Annotated in this window: 17 protein-coding genes and 1 tRNA gene; 5 read left to right on the top strand and 13 right to left on the bottom strand. The window is 36.5% G+C overall.

The genetic code is table 11. The features are described 5' to 3' along the window. The coding region (locus Q0505_RS00880; protein WP_299207755.1) for a M14 metallopeptidase family protein at nt 1-1,720 on the bottom strand (1,720 nt) is incomplete at its 3' end. Nucleotides 1,721-2,037: 317 nt separating this feature from the next. Between Q0505_RS00880 and bshC the strand changes: the two genes are divergently transcribed. Beyond that, nucleotides 2,038-3,633, top strand: coding sequence for a bacillithiol biosynthesis cysteine-adding enzyme BshC (gene bshC / locus Q0505_RS00875; RefSeq protein WP_299207751.1), 1,596 nt, complete (start codon nt 2,038-2,040; stop codon nt 3,631-3,633). Between the two features lie 60 nt (nt 3,634-3,693). Next, nucleotides 3,694-4,056: a hypothetical protein gene (locus tag Q0505_RS00870; protein WP_299207747.1), complete on the top strand. Its 363-nt coding sequence runs from the start codon at nt 3,694-3,696 to the stop codon at nt 4,054-4,056. A 41-nt stretch (nt 4,057-4,097) separates the two neighbouring features. On the opposite strand, the gene Q0505_RS00865 is transcribed toward Q0505_RS00870, so the two are convergent. The 5 genes from Q0505_RS00865 to Q0505_RS00845 all read right to left on the bottom strand — a co-directional run bounded on the left by Q0505_RS00865 (nt 4,098) and on the right by Q0505_RS00845 (nt 9,988). Further along, nucleotides 4,098-4,553, bottom strand: a complete 456-nt coding sequence (locus Q0505_RS00865) for a tRNA (cytidine(34)-2'-O)-methyltransferase (RefSeq protein ID WP_299207744.1) — start codon at nt 4,551-4,553, stop codon at nt 4,098-4,100. Nucleotides 4,554-4,857: 304 nt separating this feature from the next. Continuing rightward, nucleotides 4,858-5,574 (bottom strand): gluconate 2-dehydrogenase subunit 3 family protein, encoded by a 717-nt coding sequence (locus Q0505_RS00860; RefSeq protein WP_299207741.1) that lies wholly within the window; start codon nt 5,572-5,574, stop codon nt 4,858-4,860. Between the two features lie 210 nt (nt 5,575-5,784). Continuing rightward, nucleotides 5,785-7,503, bottom strand: coding sequence for a GMC family oxidoreductase (locus Q0505_RS00855; protein WP_299207758.1), 1,719 nt, complete (start codon nt 7,501-7,503; stop codon nt 5,785-5,787). 485 nt (nt 7,504-7,988) lie between these two features. Next, complete coding sequence (locus tag Q0505_RS00850) at nt 7,989-9,005, bottom strand: glycosyltransferase family 2 protein (protein WP_299207739.1); 1,017 nt, start codon at nt 9,003-9,005, stop codon at nt 7,989-7,991. Further along, complete coding sequence (locus tag Q0505_RS00845) at nt 8,996-9,988, bottom strand: NAD-dependent epimerase/dehydratase family protein (RefSeq protein WP_299207737.1); 993 nt, start codon at nt 9,986-9,988, stop codon at nt 8,996-8,998. Before Q0505_RS00845 ends, Q0505_RS00850 begins: the two co-directional genes overlap by 10 nt. Before the next feature lie 128 nt (nt 9,989-10,116). Here Q0505_RS00845 and Q0505_RS00840 point away from each other — a divergent pair, with 128 nt between their 5' ends. Continuing rightward, on the top strand, nt 10,117-10,299 hold the full coding sequence (locus Q0505_RS00840; RefSeq protein WP_299207735.1) for a hypothetical protein: 183 nt from the start codon (nt 10,117-10,119) through the stop codon (nt 10,297-10,299). 276 nt (nt 10,300-10,575) lie between these two features. Beyond that, nucleotides 10,576-10,770 carry a hypothetical protein gene (locus tag Q0505_RS00835; RefSeq protein ID WP_299207732.1) on the top strand — a complete coding sequence of 65 codons (195 nt, stop codon included), beginning with the start codon at nt 10,576-10,578 and terminating at the stop codon, nt 10,768-10,770. Between the two features lie 80 nt (nt 10,771-10,850). Here the strand turns inward: Q0505_RS00835 and Q0505_RS00830 are convergent, their stop codons facing one another. From Q0505_RS00830 to Q0505_RS00800, 7 genes are all read right to left on the bottom strand, one after another. Further along, nucleotides 10,851-11,321, bottom strand: coding sequence for a sterol desaturase family protein (locus Q0505_RS00830; protein ID WP_299207729.1), 471 nt, complete (start codon nt 11,319-11,321; stop codon nt 10,851-10,853). Nucleotides 11,322-11,330: 9 nt separating this feature from the next. Next, the gene (locus tag Q0505_RS00825) at nt 11,331-12,170 is read right to left on the bottom strand and encodes a phytoene/squalene synthase family protein (RefSeq protein ID WP_299207726.1); all 840 of its coding nucleotides are present in this window, start codon (nt 12,168-12,170) and stop codon (nt 11,331-11,333) included. Nucleotides 12,171-12,175: 5 nt separating this feature from the next. Next, nucleotides 12,176-13,633 carry a phytoene desaturase family protein gene (gene crtI, locus Q0505_RS00820; protein WP_299207724.1) on the bottom strand — a complete coding sequence of 486 codons (1,458 nt, stop codon included), beginning with the start codon at nt 13,631-13,633 and terminating at the stop codon, nt 12,176-12,178. After that, a complete protein-coding gene (locus Q0505_RS00815) occupies nt 13,626-14,555 on the bottom strand; it encodes a MerR family transcriptional regulator (RefSeq protein WP_299207721.1) in 930 nt (309 codons plus the stop codon). Before Q0505_RS00815 ends, crtI begins: the two co-directional genes overlap by 8 nt. A 432-nt stretch (nt 14,556-14,987) precedes the next feature. Continuing rightward, nucleotides 14,988-15,146: a hypothetical protein gene (locus Q0505_RS00810; protein ID WP_299207718.1), complete on the bottom strand. Its 159-nt coding sequence runs from the start codon at nt 15,144-15,146 to the stop codon at nt 14,988-14,990. A 738-nt stretch (nt 15,147-15,884) separates the two neighbouring features. Continuing rightward, nucleotides 15,885-16,778, bottom strand: coding sequence for a DUF6602 domain-containing protein (locus Q0505_RS00805; RefSeq protein ID WP_299207715.1), 894 nt, complete (start codon nt 16,776-16,778; stop codon nt 15,885-15,887). A 451-nt stretch (nt 16,779-17,229) separates the two neighbouring features. Continuing rightward, nucleotides 17,230-17,312: transfer RNA gene (locus Q0505_RS00800), tRNA-Leu, on the bottom strand. 348 nt (nt 17,313-17,660) lie between these two features. Between Q0505_RS00800 and Q0505_RS00795 the strand changes: the two genes are divergently transcribed. Beyond that, complete coding sequence (locus Q0505_RS00795) at nt 17,661-18,224, top strand: type 1 glutamine amidotransferase domain-containing protein (protein ID WP_299207712.1); 564 nt, start codon at nt 17,661-17,663, stop codon at nt 18,222-18,224. The last annotated feature ends 330 nt before the right edge of the window (nt 18,225-18,554 follow it).

Below are 18,554 nucleotides of genomic sequence, written 5' to 3'. Positions count from 1 at the left end.
CAAAGTCAGGACCCGCCTCCGAAAAAGTAGAAGTAGCAGGCACTAGCTTTCTGCTGTTTTTGTCTGCAATTTTGTAAAGAGTATCTACAAAGTTTTTGTTGTCTTTGTTATCACTCTTCGTGATGATTAATGTACCACGATCAAATTTCTGTCCGCTGTTAGTCATTGGTTTTTCTGTAAAGCGAACTTTAATATCCGCTTTTAATAAACCAGCGAGGAATTTTGCATCCTCCATACTATTCCACTTTGCAATGTACCCAGGCGCATCCATACGCTGTTGGTTGATCACTTTAGAAAAAGGATTTCCACTATTGGTGCTTACTTTTGTGGTACTTGCAATGGCATCAAGACCATACGCATGAGGTAAACTCCAAGCCGTAATATCGTAGGTGAGAGGTGTAGATAGTTTTGCATCTGGCTCTAATAATACTTTGACCATCTTCCCTTTTGGCTGATCGGTATGAATCACCATCGCAAGGTCGTAGTTCATACTCCCTTGATCATTTTTGGTATAGCTAAAACCATTGGCTTTCCCATTGGTTGCAAATTCGTATTTGATTCCATGTGTGTCTAATAAAGTAGCAAGTGCCGCAAGATTATCTTCAGAACCTTTCAGTACAAAACTTTTATATTTTAAACCACTCGTATCAAAAAACTTCGCAAACTCACGATTGATTTTTGAAGCGGTCTTAGAAGAAATTTCTACGGTAGAAAGCCCTGTTGTTTTATGGTGAGCGACACGATCAAAAAGCGTAAGCTCGTAGCCTTCATCTGTATTAATACCCAATCCAGCACGGCCATGACCAGCTTGTTCGTAGGTCATACCTATCGCCCCCATATAGGTAGGATACGTATCTCCATAACTAGGATACAGTAAGTCAAAACGCTCTCGTGTAAAAAATAACCATCCTTCTTTGTCAAAATAACGTGCATGGTTTTTTCCTATTTGTGTTTGGAAATCACGTTGCCAATCAGATATAATTTCATGGAAAGGCTCTGCGGCAGGCGCAAAATAATAAGGTTCGTTAATTCCCTGTTCATGAAAATCAACGTGAACATGAGGTAACCACTGATTGTATATTTTTAAACGTGCTTGAGACTCGACTTGCGTTGCCCATGCCCAATCACGGTTAAGGTCAAATAAGTAATGATTAGGACGTCCTCCAGGCCAAGGCTCGTTATGCTCTGAGGCTACTTGTGCAGGATCATACGGTGTAGACGCTACTTGATTAAACCAGTTGGCATAGCGGTCACGCCCGTCAGGATTGATACACGGATCAATGATAACAACCGTGTTTTCTAACCAATCTTTTTTGCTCGTAATAAGCTCATATAAAGTGACCATAGAAGCCTCTGTACTCGAAGCTTCATTTCCATGCACATTATACGATAACCAGACAATCGCCTTGTCGGCAGTTGCTTGTGAAGAGTTGCCTATCCCCGCTTGCGCAAGATTTGCTGTTCGTATGTTTTCAAGATTACTGTGATTGGCAGAACTGGTCACGACAGCATAGGTAAGTGGGCGACGTTCATTCGTACGACCATATTCTTGGTAGGTGACCAAATCACTGTTTTGAGCAACGTGTTCAAAATAACGAACAACGTCTGAGTGGCGTGAAAATTGAGACCCGATCTCATACCCTAAAAATTCTGATGGAGACTGGACTTGTGCTTGAAGTATTCCTGTTAAGAATAATAGGAATAAAGATAAATGACGCATAAATATTTCTTTAAGATAAAAGTTTTAAATATACCCATTATAAGAAAATAAAATCAGCCTTTTTAGACAATTTTAGGTTTTGTAAGTAACATATATTTAAAGTGATAATATAAAGCTGATTAAAGTCACGTATCATCCGCTTTATGGATAGAAATATGATCCCACACGAGCAACCGAATAGGAAACAGAAACAAAAGTTATCGAATATCTCGTGATAGGTGTTTTATATGTGTCATTTCTGTCGATACATCTGGAAATCGCATATTATGTAATCATCGCCAAAAGACCTATTTTTGGAAGGAAATTGTTATATCAACATGCAAAAAGATACCATCACATATCCTGAAACAGGATATTTCTCAAAACTTATTTGCCAGTATCTGGATCAAGATACAAACGTAGCGCCTTTTTATCATCGGTTTCCTTCATTAGAAAATTTTGAAGCACAAATCAAAGAGAAGCAGTCTTGGTTTAGTGAGGAGTCTAGAGGTGTTTTGGTATCGTCTTTACAAAAACAATATGAGCAGATTTCCATTTCTGATGCAACACAAGCGCATATAGAAAAATTAGGAGAAGCGACCACATTCACCATCACGACAGGACATCAATTAAACCTCTTTACAGGACCACTTTATTTTCTATATAAGATTATTCACACGATTACGCTTTCGCGAAAGCTAAAACAGCAACACCCCAATTATAATTTTGTCCCCGTCTACTGGATGGCAACCGAAGATCACGACTTTGATGAAATCAATTACTTCCGATTTAAAGGATCAAAAATTCAATGGAATCGAGAAGATGGTGGCGCGGTAGGCGAACTCTCAACAGAGGGTCTTGAAGCAGTCTTGGAGTTATTTAAAACGGCTTTAGGAACTTCAAAAAATGCGCAGTACTTGACAGCACTTTTTGAAGAAGCGTATATCAAACACACCAACCTTACAGATGCCACTAGATATCTGGCAAACGAACTTTTTAAAGATTACGGACTCGTCATTGTAGATGGGAATGATGTAGATCTGAAGAAAATATTTGCTCCGTATGTGGATCGAGAATTGTTTGAAGAAGTGACACATAAAGAAGTCACGGCACAAACAGCAGAATTAACTAAGTTAGGCTACTCAGAACAAGTACATCCTAGAGAAATTAATTTATTTTATATCATCAAAGGCATCCGCGAACGTATTATCAAATTTGACGATACATTTGTTGTTAACAACACAGACATCCGTTTTAGTGAAGCTGAGGTTCGTCAGGAATTGAAAGCGCACCCAGAACGTTTTTCTCCCAATGCGTTGTTACGCCCATTGTATCAAGAAGTGATTTTACCGAATCTCACCTACATTGGAGGAGGCGGGGAGTTGGCGTATTGGTTTCAACTAAAGTCTTGCTTTGAAGCTATGCACGTCCCTTTTCCGATGTTGCTTTTGAGAAACTCGGCGTTGATCCGTACCGAGAAGCAAAAGAAAAAAGCCGAAGCACTTAATATTACCATTCCACAATTGTTCTTAAAACAAAACGAATTAGTCAATCAGAAGATCCGTGCCATTTCAAACATTGATATTGATTTTTCAGAACAACGAGAACATCTGAAAGAGCAATTTAAATCCATGTACACGATTGCTGCCGAAACCGATGCTTCTTTTATAGGCGCTGTCAAAGCACAAGAAGTCAAACAACTCAAAGGATTGGATCATCTAGAACAACGATTATTATTAGCTCAGAAACGCAAATTACGTGATCACGTACAACGCCTTGTCGATGTGCAAAACGCCGTTTTCCCTTTACATAGCTTACAAGAGCGTAATACCAACTTTGCCGAGTTCTACTTAGAATTTGGAGACGATCTAATTCCTTCGTTGGTAGAAGCATTGGAGCCGCTGAGCGGAGAATTTGCTGTGGTTACTTTGTAGATTAGTATGTCTGTTCTGGATAGAAATAAAATTAGACATTATTATAAAAGATTCGGTTATTTGAATCTTATTTTCTCTATACTTTTTATTTTTTTTGCTTGGGAAATCGACATCTTAGAGAGATTGTTTGTGTTCATCGCTATTAATGTTGGTTATCATATGTTTTATTTATTGTTTGAAAGTATATCAAAAAATATAATCGCAACGAATAATCAGTTTATTAAGTCTTTTGAGAAAGTTGCAAATAAAATCTTTTCAGTTTTTGGAATGATGTGCGCATTTTTTATGGTAATATTCTTCATTTCACAATCAATCACACTGAATAAATATTATGAGCTTTTGGCAATTTGTGTCCCTATTGGACTTTTTTTAGGAGCTTATTCATCTTGGGCTAAAATGAGAGAAATAGATGATGAGGGTTAGTTTTGAAATTAATACAAATATGGGAGTGCTATTTAAGAAAGTTATTTTATAGATAGTTGCCTAATCCCCTCATACACGACAATCCCCACCGCATTGGCAAGGTTAAAGCTGCGTATGTGTTCGCTAAACATAGGAATCGTGTATAATTGATCCCAATATTTTTCTGTAATTTCGGTGGGTAATCCTTTAGATTCTTTTCCAAACACCAAAAATAGCTCTTCCTCAAACGGAATCTCATAATGTGATTTGGTACCGTGGCTAGAGAGAAAGGCAAATTTCGCGACAGCGTTCACTTTAAAGAAATCATCTATACTCTCATAATACTTTACATCTAGATGTTGCCAATAATCCAATCCAGCACGTTTAAGACGGGTATCATCTATCTCAAAACCAAAAGGTTTGACAAGATGTAACTTACACCCAGATCCCAATGCCAGTCTGCCTATATTTCCTGTGTTATTTGGTATTTCTGGGTGAATGAGAACGATGTTGAGCATATTTTTTTGTCAGTCAGGGCTTGTGAAGCTATTTTTATTGGATCAAATATAGTAAAGTTTAGGTCCTTCTAGTGGCTTCATTTGACATCTAGCTTTACTTCATATTGTCAGGCTGAGCCTGTCGAAGCCCCATCTGAGTAAGAAGTATTTAGATAGTCATTTTATGAGCCTTTCGACAGGCTCAGGGTGACATCTAGGGTTTATTCATATTGTCAGGCTGCGTATGTCGAAGCCCCGTCTGAGTAGGAAGTATTTAGATTTTTATTTTGTAGCCCTTCGACAAGCTCAGGGTGACAATTATAGTTTACGTTAGCAAATTCCCATCATCATCCCAAGTAGCAATATCACCTCTTGTATCTTGATTGATACATTTTGCAATCCATTCAGGATCGTAAGCTACACCGTGTTGATCTAATACGTCTTGTGGAACACCATCCCACACATTAGGCTGATTTCCTTGATAGCCTAAATCCTTAATTCCCCACTCAGACGTATAATACCCAGTCATCGTAAGATTACGCATCAAACCAAACCACTGAATTTCAAAAGGGCGTTTGTATGTAGGAACTTCAGGATTATAAAAAGCAATCGGATCTAGTAACTGTTTCTGTTGTGAAAGTTCGAGGGATTTGAATTCTTTATTAAACGTCTCCAACGACTGATTATCCAACCATAGCAAACCTCCTAAAAGTGTATTTTGCATCCGAGGCATATCTTTGCCAATAAACTCAATGAATTCAGGCACACCCGCTTCCAATGGTCCGCCGACATCTGGTTTTGGAGGAAGGATCACTTCGCTTAGTACAGCGATGGTTTCTAACTCATGTTCATTAAAGAGTTGCTCAGCATTCAGTTTTTCAATACGTTCTAACTCTTCGGGCGTTCGTCCAAAATAACCATCGGCACTTTCTATAATTTGCTCTTCTAGTGCAGGTTCTCCTTTCTCTACGCAGCTGTGTAAACCAAGGCTTATAGCACCAGCTCCTAATAACATGGCTTGTATACTTTTTCTTCTATCCATAGTAAATGCCCGCGTAGGCGGGTATCTTTTGAAATTAAACTATATTCTATTTCATATCTGTACTTCGACTTAGTCTATCGAAAGGCTAAGTATAGATTACAGTGAATATCTCATTAATAATATGCGTTTTTTATGTGCTTTCGCGAAAGCGAATATCTCATTGTTCAGTTTCGATTTCAACCTCGATTTCGATTTCGATTTCAACTTCCTTTATATATTCTGTTGCTTCAATTGCTCAATAATATAATCTGACGCTCTCCAAGAAAGTGCCAGTATCGTCCACGTACAATTTTTATCTGCTTGTGAGACAAAAGGGCCTGCGTCTACAATAAATACATTATTCACATCATGCAACTGATTAAACTTATTGGTCACCGACGTTTTTGGATCATTTCCCATACGGGTGGTCCCTACTTCGTGTATAATTTCTCCAGGTTTATTCAGACCATTATCAGGTCCTCCGGGTCGGTCACCCAATACTTGACCACCCATATTATGGATAATTTCTTCAAACGTTTCTTGCATGTGGGTCGCTTGTCTTCTTTCTAGATCACTCCACTTATAATTGAATTTCAACACAGGGATTCCAAATTGATCTACGGTCGTTTCATCAATCTCACAGTAATTATCTTTACGAGCAATTCCCTCGCCACGACCAGCCATTCCTACCACAGCACCGTAATATTTCTTTACATCATCCCGTAAGACATCGCCATAACCGCCTACTTTGGTTCCAAAGAATTTATTAAACTCATTAGCATTAAATCCAAAGCCATAACTAGGCATTCCCATCCCACCCCAAACTTCAATATGATACCCTCTAGGGAAATCTAGTTTAGAATTATCTCCCCACCAGGGCGAGTACACGTGCAATCCACCCACACCGTCTTCGTTGTAAGAAGGCTTTCGGTTCATTAACTGAGGGATAAAACCAGCCCGACTAGAACCCGTAGAATCGTGTAAATATTTACCTATCACATCAGAACTATTGCCTAAACCATTAGGATGCTGCGGACTTTTACTATTTAATAAGATCCGAGCAGAGCTACAGGCTGAGGCAGCAAGTACTACCACGCGCGCTTTTAGTTTATATTCTCGCCGATCTTCTTTACTGATGTACGACACCCCCGTTGCTTTTCCTTCTTCATTGGTTGTGACTTCTCGCACCACACAATTAGTGTATAAGCGTACCTTCCCACCACTTTTTTGCGCTGGAAAAATAAGACAACTCCCTGAAGAAAAATCAGCATACACAGAACAAGACCGAGAGCATTGTCCGCAATAAAAGCAAACCCCACGATCGTTATTAATACGTTTAGTGAGCATAGACATTCTACTTGGAATCACAGGAACGCCAGATTTTCTGGCTCCTTGTATGTAAAAGAGTTCGTGAAGTCTTGGTTTTGGCGGTGGTAAAAAGAACCCGTCAGGATCGTTTTCTAGCCCTTCATTGGTGCCAAAAACACCAATCAATTTATCTACTTTATCATAATAGGGTTTGACATCATCATAGCCTAAAGGCCAATCTTCGCCATATCCATCACGTGTTTTTCCCTTAAAATCCTTCGGTCCAAAACGCAGTGAAATCCGTCCCCAGTGATTGGTGCGTCCGCCTAACATGTGAGAACGAAACCAGCGAAAGTCCGTTCCAGGCTCGTGGGTATACGGCTCTCCTTCAATCTCCCAACCCCCGTATGCCATATCAAATTCGCCAAAAGGTCTTGTGGTGCCCGCACCACGACGTGGGGATGCATGCGGCCATTTCATCTGCGTCATCGTTTTGGGATCAGCAGGATCAAAAAAGGGACCTGCTTCTACCACCGCAACGTTAAAACCAGCATCGGCGAGTTGTTTGGTAGCCATACCGCCACCAGCACCAGAGCCTACGATGATAACATCATATACATCTGGAGATTCTTTGATTTGCATAGGAAAGGATTTTGATTCCTGTAATTTATGAAATAAATGGGGATTTTTACGCTTTCGCGAAAAGGGATCGTTGGGGAGGTTTTTTGAGTTGAGGAGTCGAGGTGTTGAGAAGTTGAGAAGTCGAGGAGTCAATGGGTTGAGGTGTTGAGGTGTTGAGAAGTTGGTGTGTTGATGAGTTGAGACGAACACACAGAATAGGCAAGGTGATTGAGTGATTTTCGCTTTTGCGAAAATAATACCGAAATTACCGACTAGAAGTATGAAAATAGAATACTACTCTAAAATAGAGTAACACTCTATTTTAGATTTTAAAAAGCTGCTTTCCTTGCACAGGGAAGGTGGCTGTATTGAGGTACTAAATACAGACGGAAGGGAGGGATGATTATCTCAAGTACTGTTCGTCGTGATGCGTTTTCTCTCTCCCTTTGGGAGAGATGCCCAAAGGACAGAGAGGGAATAGGGCAGAGTGGGAATAGGGGATGGGCTTACGTAAAAAACCAATAATCTGCTACTGCTTTTTTATCCCAGCTTTGCAATAGTTCTAGAATCTCTTTTTTTCCATCGGGTGAGGAAACCACAATCATAATTTGAGGATTTTCAATAGATGGAATATCGGTATAGGATTGCATCCGTACATCGTAAATATCTTTGCCTATTTGTTTTTCATTGTTAGACACCCAATGAAAGATATCATTATAGGACTGCAAGATTTTCGCCATATCCTTTCCATTACGACCAGCTCCCCAAAGTACAAGCGGACGTTCATAATCACGGTCAATATCGTAAAAAAAGCGCATCTTCAAATCAAAATACCGATTGTCTTTATACTCATCCCACGTTCGGGAGATACGGTTAGAGCGATCCCGCCAATGATGTAGGATATAATCAATACCTATAATTTTTAATCCATGACGATACATTCTAAAACAGAGGTCATAATCTTCGGGATATACGATAGGATCAAAAGCACCAACGGCATCTAAATCTTCTTTATGGAGCAACCAACAATGCGACGGAATCACACATTCTTTATAAATCTGTTGGTAATGGGTACTTGTTCGCGCCACTTCGTTCAGCCAACGTTCATAGCGTAAAAAACCATCGCCTACTTCGCCTTCATCTACAAAATGTTCGGTGCCTCCTGCAATGACGTGTCCTTTTCCGTATTTATGCCACTCATCTACGAGCACTTGAATTTTATAATCTGGCATTTTATCGTCAGAGTCCATGCGATTGATGAGCGTGCCTCTGACTTCTCGATAGCCTCGTTGTAGGGTAGGAATTAATTTAGGAACATCGCTATGAAATATGCGTATTCTTGAGTCCGCTTTCGCGAAAGCGTCCAAAATCTCAGGCGTCGCATCGGTACTATGATCGTTGACCGCAATGAGTTCCCAGTTTTGGTAGGTTTGGGCTATAATAGAGTTGATGCAATCGTGCAGATAGGGCGCTGTATCTTTTACAGCCATGATGATGGAAACGAGGGGTGTATTTACTGCCAAGACTTAGGAAGGTTTTTTGTGATTTCTATGTTCTCAAAAGTACTACTTTCTCTAGCGCCATGGGTGTGTACCCATTCAGCCATTTTAGCGAGTCCTTCGGAGAGCGTGACTTCGGGTGTGGGATTGAAAATAGCGTTAAATTTAGCGTGATCTGAGTAGGCGTGTACAACTTCTTCGCGTTGTTCTAGGTGGTGGATATGTGCTTCGGTTTTCATCACTGAGGCGATTTCTTGCGCCAATTCATGAATGGTGGTTGGGAGGTCGCTTCCTATGTTGAAGGTTTGATTATATGCTTTCGCGAAAGCGGGACTCTTTGCAATATACGGGGCAACATCATCTATATAGGTAAACGCCCGACTTTGTTTGCCATCGCCAAAAACGGTTAAGGGTTCTTTTTTTAAGAACTGATTCATGAAAATACCCACAACATTTCGGTACTTATCACCGATATTTTGATGAGGTCCATACACATTATGAGGTCTAAAAGTGATGTAGTTTAAACCAAATAGTTTGCGCGTATTTTCCAGATCTAACTCTACCGCATATTTGGCTATGCCATACGGATCTTCAGGTTGTGGTTTTTGAGACTCTTTTAAAGGGAGTTCTTGATCTCCATATACGGCAATCGAAGAAGCAAATACAAAGCATTTAATGTCATGATTAACAGATGCATTGATCAAATTAATACTTCCAATAAGGTTGTTCTGATAATTGAATTTCCGAATAAAATGGCTAAGTCCTTCGGCAGCATAGGCAGCGAGGTGGTAGACATAATCAAACGGATATGCTTCAAAAAGACTGTTAACTAATGAGGTATCTGTGATAGATCCTTCTTTAAAAATAGCCTTAGGGTGTACATTTTCTTTAAAACCACCAGAGAGATCATCTAGCACCACCACTGTATGACCAGCCTGTATAAGGTGTGTAACGACGTGAGAGCCTATAAATCCTGCGCCTCCAGTAACTAAAGATGTGTATTGCATAACGCAAACTTACGAATAAGCAATTGCCTACGAAAGTACCATAGAAGAAAAAATGTAATGTCTTATTTTTCTATTTGATTACACTAAAATTATCCATAACTTTATAAAAACCTTAAAACCATTTAATTATGAAAAAACTAAAATCAATATCTGGCGCTACTATTTTAAGTAGCAAACAACAAAAAGATATCGTAGGAGGAATAGGAGGTAATCCAGATTTATCTAAATGTGGCTGTGATTGTGCAGGTCGTGTAACTGGACCGTTTTATTGTGGATTTTATATTGCATGTCCTCAAGTGTATACGTGTTAAATCACTTAAAAAAAGAATAGATTAAAAAAACACCTCTAATGCTGACGTTATAGGTGTTTTTTGTTTTGAAATACAAGCGATCTCACTTTATTTCTTCACTCGTGCTTTTTTAAAAGGGAAAATAGATGAGCAAAATATGGAAATCTAAAGCCAGTGTTTATCGTGTATACACTCACAATAGTCTTACAAATTAAGAATGAAAAAATGAGTTCTGTTTCTGTTTGATTTATCCTAAAATAGTATGTAACTTTATATAAACCTAAAAATCATAATATTATGAAAAAATTAAAAACAATTTCTGGTGCTAGTATTTTAAATAGCAAACAACAAAAAGACATCGTAGGAGGAATCAGTGGTGATCCAGATTTATCTAAATGTGGCTGTGATTGTGCAGGTCGCGTGACTGGACCGTATTATTGTAGATTTTATATTGGATGCCCTCAAGTGTATACTTGTGGTGATGCATCTTAAAAAAGAAATCATAAGAAAAATGCCTGTAGTATTCTCACTACAGGCATTTTTTTATTTTTAAAATTGCTATTATCTGCTATTTATTTTTTTACTTGCGCTCTTGCTTGTTTAAAGTATTTGAGAGGTGGGAATAACATTCCAAATGATTCACCATCGCCTTTTCCTAAATGCTTGTGATGCATTTTATGAGCACGCCTTAGCGCTTTTCCATACCAACCATCTGCATTTCTGAACAATTTAAAACGTTGGTGTATAAAGATATCGTGTACCATAAAATAAGCAACTCCATACGCAAAAATGCCAAGTCCTATAGGCAGTCCTGCCCAAAAACCTTCATATTGCCATAATAAGAAACAACCGATGCTCACGAGAGCATAAAAAATGAAAAATAAATCATTACGTTCCCACCAAGAGTTGTGTTTTTTATGATGATGATCTTTGTGTACAGACCACATAAATCCGTGCATTACATATTTATGAGTTGCCCACGCCATAAATTCCATGATACAAAAGGTGAGAAGAAAAATTGATATCCAAAGTAGGGTTTGCATTGTATAAACTTAAATAAGATTTAAACGATATTTTACATAACTACGAGCTAAGAGGCTCACTTTCACGTGGTCTGGAACACGTATTCTGCTGTTTTTGATTTCAGAAGAAGGAATGCGTTTTAGTTTGGTTAACAGCTTTTTATAATATCTATAAGCTGCATACACTCCAAATTTTGCTTCTATAGGAAGTTGATGTATTCCCGCAAGTCCTTTTTCAAAATCTACTTCGATGTCTGCAATGATACGTAGTTTTGATTCTTCATCAAGGTCGACAAGATTTGTATTTGGAAAATAGGTTCTACTCAATCCTTCAAAATCAGCTTTCATGTCTCGTAAGAAATTTACTTTTTGAAAAGCAGATCCTAAACTCATGGCACTTTGCTTAAGTGCTTCATAACGCTCTTTATCTCCTTTTACAAAAACCGTAAGGCACATAAGTCCTACCACGTCTGCAGAGCCATAAATATATTCTTTATACTCCTCGTCCGTGAGGTAATCAGACTTTGTAAGATCCAGACGCATACTTTTCATAAAAGAATCAATAAGATGTCTTTCTATCTTGTATTTGTGTACGGTTTCTTGAAACGCATTTAAGATTGGATTCAAACTAATTTTATCTAGAAGTGCATATTCCAGATCTTGCTCAAATCGTTCAAAAAGTACTGCTTTGTTATAGTCATGAAAAGAATCTACAATCTCGTCTGCAAAACGGACAAAGCCATATATATTATAAATATCCTGTCTAATAATCGGTGATAGCATTTTTGTAGCACTCGAAAACGAGGTGCTATATGACTTAGTTACGGTCATTGCACACTGTCTGGATACGATGTCAAATAGTGATTTCATGAGTATTAATTATTTTTGGCTATTAATTGCGCAGTGAGCTTCCCTGATATTAAAGCAGGGGGCACTCCTGGTCCAGGAACAGTCAATTGTCCTGTAAAATACAAATTTTTAACCTTTTTACTTTTAAGTTTAGGTCTTAAAAATGCAGTTTGCGATAATGTATTAGCCATTCCATAAGCATTTCCTTTATAGGAGTTGTATTCTTTTACAAAATCATTGACACAAAATGATTCTTTAAATAAAATATGATTCCTAAAATTCTGTCCAGATAGTCGTTCTAGACGTTCCATAATAATGTCAAAATACTGATTGCGTAGTGCTTCTGTGTCTTCTACACCAGGTGCAATAGGTATTAAAAAGAAGCCATTTTCTTTTTCTTTTGGCGCCATAGTTTGGTCGTTTATAGAAGGAAAATTGGCATAAAACAAAGGTTCTTTCGGCCATGCAAGATCATCATAAATAGTACGTGCATGTTCATCAAAATCAGTATCAAAAAACAAATTGTGATGCGCTACTTTGTCAAATTTTTTATCAAATCCCACATAAAATAATAGGGAAGAGGGTGCAAATGTTTTTTTCTCCCAGTAGGCTTCAGAATATTGTCTGTCCTTTTCAGAGAGTAGTGTTTCAGAATGATGGTAATCTGCTCCAGAAACCACAATATCTACTTTATGAAACGTATCATTAATGGCTACTCCTTGTACTTTTCCATTTTCTACAAGAATCTTAGTAGCTGGACTATCTGTATGCATTTTGACACCTAGTGAGGTGGCAAGGTCGATCATTCCTTTGATAACCATGTGCATCCCGCCTTTAGGATGCCAAGTGCCTAAACCAAAATCAGCATAATTCATAAATCGATAAAAGGCAGGTGTTTTATTTGGTTTTGCTCCTAAAAACAACACAGGAAACTCTAAAATAGAAACTAGCTTTTCATTTTTAAAAGCCTTTCGCACATCATCACTGATGGTTCTAAAAAACTGATTAACGCGAATCGCTGTTTCGGGTGTTACCAATTCAAACGGAGAAAGCCCTGGTTTATTGACTACATCATTGATCGCAATGTCATAGTTAACGCCTGCTTTCTTGATAAACTTTTTTAAGGCTGGCGAGCTTCCTGGCTCAATGCGTTCAAATTCTATCGCTATTTTATCTAGTGTATCTCCTATAGTTACAATCTCGTCTTTAAACCAAACCTGATAGGCTGGGTTTAATTTTTCTAAGTGATAAAAATCGGCTACTTCTTTACCAAAATCTCTAAAGAATTTATCAAAAATATCAGGCATCCAGTACCAACTTGGTCCCATGTCAAACGTAAAGCCATCCCTTTTATATTGTCTGGCTCTACCTCCTAATGTGCTATTTTTTTCAAAAACTTCTACGGTGTTACCTGCTTTAGCTAAATAACATGCGGCAGAAAGTGATGAAAATCCAGAACCAATAATGGCAATGTGTTTAGGCATATTTCACTTCAGATTTATCAATTAAGTTTACAAATTCTCGTATGCTCAACATGAGACGGATATTATCAGGAATGCTACTTTCATCAATGTGTTGTACCATACTTCCCAGTACGTATAAATCTAAATTTTGTTTCCCAAATAAGGAGTTGAAATCTTTGAAATATTGTGGAATTTCTTCCTTCACGGGTTGCACTGTAAAATACGTAACAAATGATAAATTAGGGTGATTTATAGATAAATATTTAAGGTTTTCCAGCATGATGCTTTGCCCTAGATAAATCACCTTATAACCGTGCGATACAATTTCATAATTAAGGAATAAGAGTCCTAATTCATGAATTTCATTTTCAGGAAGATATAATGCAAATGTTTGTTCATTACGTGGTAAGGTCTCACGTTGTTTTTTCTCAATATTGACTAGAATTTTCTGCTTAATCAAATTAAAAATAAAATGTTCGTGTGAAGGATTGATCGTATCTGTTTGCCATAGTAGTCCGATCTCGTGCAATAAAGGTAAGAAAGATTCATAAAAAATCTCTTCAAAAGTTTTTACTTCAAGTAGGGTATTATAGGTCTTATAAAAAAGATTCTGATCAAAATTCATCATCGCAATCTTAAACGAATTGATCGCGTGATTTTCATTTCCAATACTCTTTTCTGATACAATTTGCGCTACGATCGCGGCAATTTCTGTAGAAGAATATTGTGCTATTTTAGAAATTTTATATCTATTTTCTGTTAAAAATACGACATTTAGTAATTTTTGAAGATCACTTAACGTATATGTTCTAATGTTGGTATCCGTACGTTCTGGTTGTAAAAGATTGTATCTTTTTTCCCAAATACGTATCGTATGTGCTTTGATTCCACTAAGACTTTCTAGGTCTTTAATACTAAATTTTGTTTTCACTACATTATCCATAAGACATATTTTAACATTTCAAAATTAAACAATAACTTTCTTTTGTTTAACAAAAGTTAGTTAAAATTTAAACAAAATTGATTTTTGAAGATTTCCGCTTTCGCGAAAGCGTGTAAAAAATACTATAAACTTAGTTGCTTTCAATTACTTATTTTCTTCTAAACTTTGGCTTGTTTATGCAAAGTTTCGTGTAATAAGTAACTAATCAAAACTTATCTCTGTACTCGTTATCATATAGTTCTCGACTACGTTCGAACGGACAGTTATAGATACTATTTTTTACCGATTAGAGTAAGAAGATATGTGTTATAAAGCCTCAATTAAATAGAAAAAGAGCTTGTCGAAGGATATTTGATAATCAGAAGATTAAAAACTTCGACAAGCCCAGTTTGACAAATTTAAAGTGCCTTTTAGAAACTTTGTGTTGCACTATTACGCGCAATCATCAAAAAAGGCTGTTGTCACGTTCGTACAACCACCACTGTAGTTTACACAATAGTTAGGAGGACAATGTCCTTGCTCTCCTCCTTGAATAGATTTTTGTTCCTTTTCGTTTAAGACGTTGCCTAAACTTGAAATGTTCTTTAACATATTAATTATTTTTAAATGAATACTAGTCTAATGTAGTTAAAATATTTATAATCAAAAAGTTACGGTAATTCCGTAATTCTTGTTGATGCTTTTGTATAATTGATTGAGAGTTCCTTGATGTCTTAATTAAAGCAGAAAACGGCTCTTCTCTTTTCTTTATCTTTTAAAGGTGTTTTTCAGAGCAGATTTTCGCTTTAAGAAAAAAAAAGTATCGAAGTCCTGACTTTTTCAAACCACCCTAACTAATACTAGTTGCTTAATTTTGAGCATAAAAAAATGACTAACCTATTAAGATTAGTCATTAGAGTACCCGGAATGGGACTTTCATGAGTCGTGACAGGATGATTTTTCAAATCACCCTAACTAGAAACTAGTTGCTTATTTTAGAGCAAAAAAAAATGACTAACCTATTATGATTAGTCATTAGAGTACCCGGAATGGGATTCACAACCACCCTCTTTAAGGCTATATATCCCCTCTCGCACCTCTATTTTACTACGATAAATTGTACTTAATTATAGTGATTTGACCCGTATTTGACCCGCTCCAAAACGTCTTAATAACTGTGTTTTATGGATATAATGATACATCTAAAAGCTTAGAAAGTCAATTTTTAACTATACAAACCTTCATATACTTTAAAAAAAAGCTAGAAAGATGGTTTAACTAGATGAAGAGATTACCTTAGAGGGATGGAAGTTTCTTGTTATTACTTATATAAGATTCTTTTTGAGATTTTTAACTTCTTAACAAATCTTCAAGTGACTCTGTAATTGTTTCTACTAATATTGATTGGTAATTTATATGCCCTAATTCAATCCAGTCGATTGCCCATAGAAGTTGTATTAATGCTATCCCGAAATTATACTTCAAGGAATGTTGTGTTACATGATCTATTCCTTTTGAGGGTATATAATATGGAGCTGGAGTTATTTGAAAACCTATACCTTTTCTTGCGTTATTGTCAACAACAACAATAGCTGGAATTGTATAAGAAATTTCACCAGCAATAATCATGTCAGGGGCAAATACATCTTTATTCTTATGTAACTGTTCAAGATTTGAACCTACCATATTTACAACATCTTTTCCTTCAGCTGATTTTTTGGTTCCTTCACTAAATTTAGACCAAATCATTGTGAAAATAGGATTTCCATAATTAGGGTATAATTTATGTTCATTTTTTTTAATTCCGGGAAAATTTGACCCTGAACTTTGCGTTATTGGATTAACTTGAATCTTAGGTCTTGTTGAAATAAGCTTTTTAACTTCTACAACTTGAGAAATAGCCTTTTTTAAAGATGTTTCATTTAACTTGTGTTTTGCTTCAATATATGCGTAAACTGCCTCAATAGGTACTTGTTCCTTTTTTAAAAAATCTTCATTATTCCCCCGTATTGTTGGAAATCTATCCTTATTAAAGATTATGATATCATCACCAGCTTTTTTTCCATCTCTTGAAACAACATAACCTCGGCAAATCCCATATTTTGAAGGTAGAAATCTCCTTAATAACTTACATATTGCTATTTCAAATTCAGGGCCATATTCAAAATTATGTTCAGCTTCAATATCTTTAAATACACTATTTGCTTGCTCATCAACTTTTAAAATGAAATCATTATACTGCATAGCTCAATTTTTAAATAATAGTTCTTGTATTTAATGGAGACTAAAAATAATTATACTTGTATACCATAATCTCAATTATTTGTTTAATATCTGTAAATCTAATTGATTTACAGATACCTAAAGGTAGGTTAAACTCGTAATTTATACTTTTTTTCAAAATGTATAAATTATACAAGTATACACTCCTAAAACGTAATGAAAACATTATTTGTGACCCGACTAAGCAAACACCAAAACTAGCTAGTGGCTGATCTTTTCTTTTTCCTAATAGGAAAAAGGATCAGGAATAATATATAAATAGGAAATTTTAGAAGTAGATATTTTTTACTTCAATTATTTAGTTATTAAGAGAAAAGGAAATTATTTGGTCAAATTTTGACCCAATTTTGTCCCACTTTTTTAAGTAGTATCTTTCAAACCCCCTTATTTACAGGGGTTTGAAAGGTTTTTGTACCCGGAATGGGACTTGAACCCACACGCAACTAGTGCACACGGCCCTCAACCGTGCCTGTCTACCAATTTCAGCACCCGGGTAGACAAAAATATTTTATGTCAAAAAATATTCGGGTGCAAATATAGAGTAACCCATTTTCAAAAAGAAAAAATCAGCTACTTTATTTATGATTCCTCTGGAAGGAGGATTGGATTAGACTCAAGATCTATAATTATATCTTTTATTCTGTTTGTTGTTTAAATACTACAATAGGCTGTTAGTATAGAGGTATTGAAAACACAATCCCATCAAAAGCCTTGATTTTACTAAGGTTTTATCATTAAATATTAAATTATTGTAAGATTTATTGAAAATCTTGTAAGGCGCAAAGACCTTATCTGATGTACTTTTACAGTAATAAAAAAATAATTAATTTAAAAAACAGGAACATGAAGTTAGAGAACAGAAAAGTAGCCATTTTAGCAACAAACGGATTTGAAAAGTCAGAATTGTTTGAACCTTTAAAGGCTTTAAGAAATGAAGGAGCAACAGTACATATTATATCTAAAGACACTGGAAGTATAAAAAGTTGGGATAAAGATAATTGGGGCGAAAGCATAGAAGTAGATAAAAAAGTATCAGAAGTAAAAGCAGCAGATTATAATAGCTTAGTACTTCCGGGTGGCGTAGCTAATCCAGATAGTTTACGTACCAATGAGGACGCATTATTATTTATTAGAGACTTTTTTGCACAAAGCAAACCTGTATCAGCTATCTGTCACGCGCCATGGTTATTAATCAGCGCAGGCGTCGTAGAGAACAGAAAACTGACATCATATATAAGTATCAAAGACGATTTGATCAATGCTGGAGCAAACTGGGTAGATGAAGAAGTAGTCGTAGATGAAGGATTAACAACAAGTAGAAATCCAGATGATTTACCAGCTTTTATCAGCAAAATGATTGAAGAAATCAAAGAAGGAAAACATGAAGATCAGGTCGTAAACGCATAAACTACAACCATATTAATTTATGTAAGCCGATGGTGAAAACCATCGGTTTTTTTGTTTTCGTATTTAATGACTATTTTTATTTTAAAATAATGTGGCTTTAATTTCGCTTAAAGCGAAATAACATTTGACATTACTGGCTCAATTTTTTTCTGTGTTTAATCACTGCACAACTTTTACACTTGATCCATTTTTCGCCTTAGAATTTCATATATAAGCATAAAAAAACCTCTGTATGTATTATACAGAGGTTCTAATTTTTGTGACCTGGCTGGGGCTCGAACCCAGGACCCTCTCCTTAAAAGGGAGATGCTCTACCAACTGAGCTACCAG

This window comes from uncultured Dokdonia sp., from assembly GCF_937910895.1.
Classification (GTDB): Bacteria; Bacteroidota; Bacteroidia; order Flavobacteriales; family Flavobacteriaceae; genus Dokdonia.
Note: the sequence above shows the minus strand (reverse complement) of the source record. Positions and strands in the feature narration are given on the sequence as shown.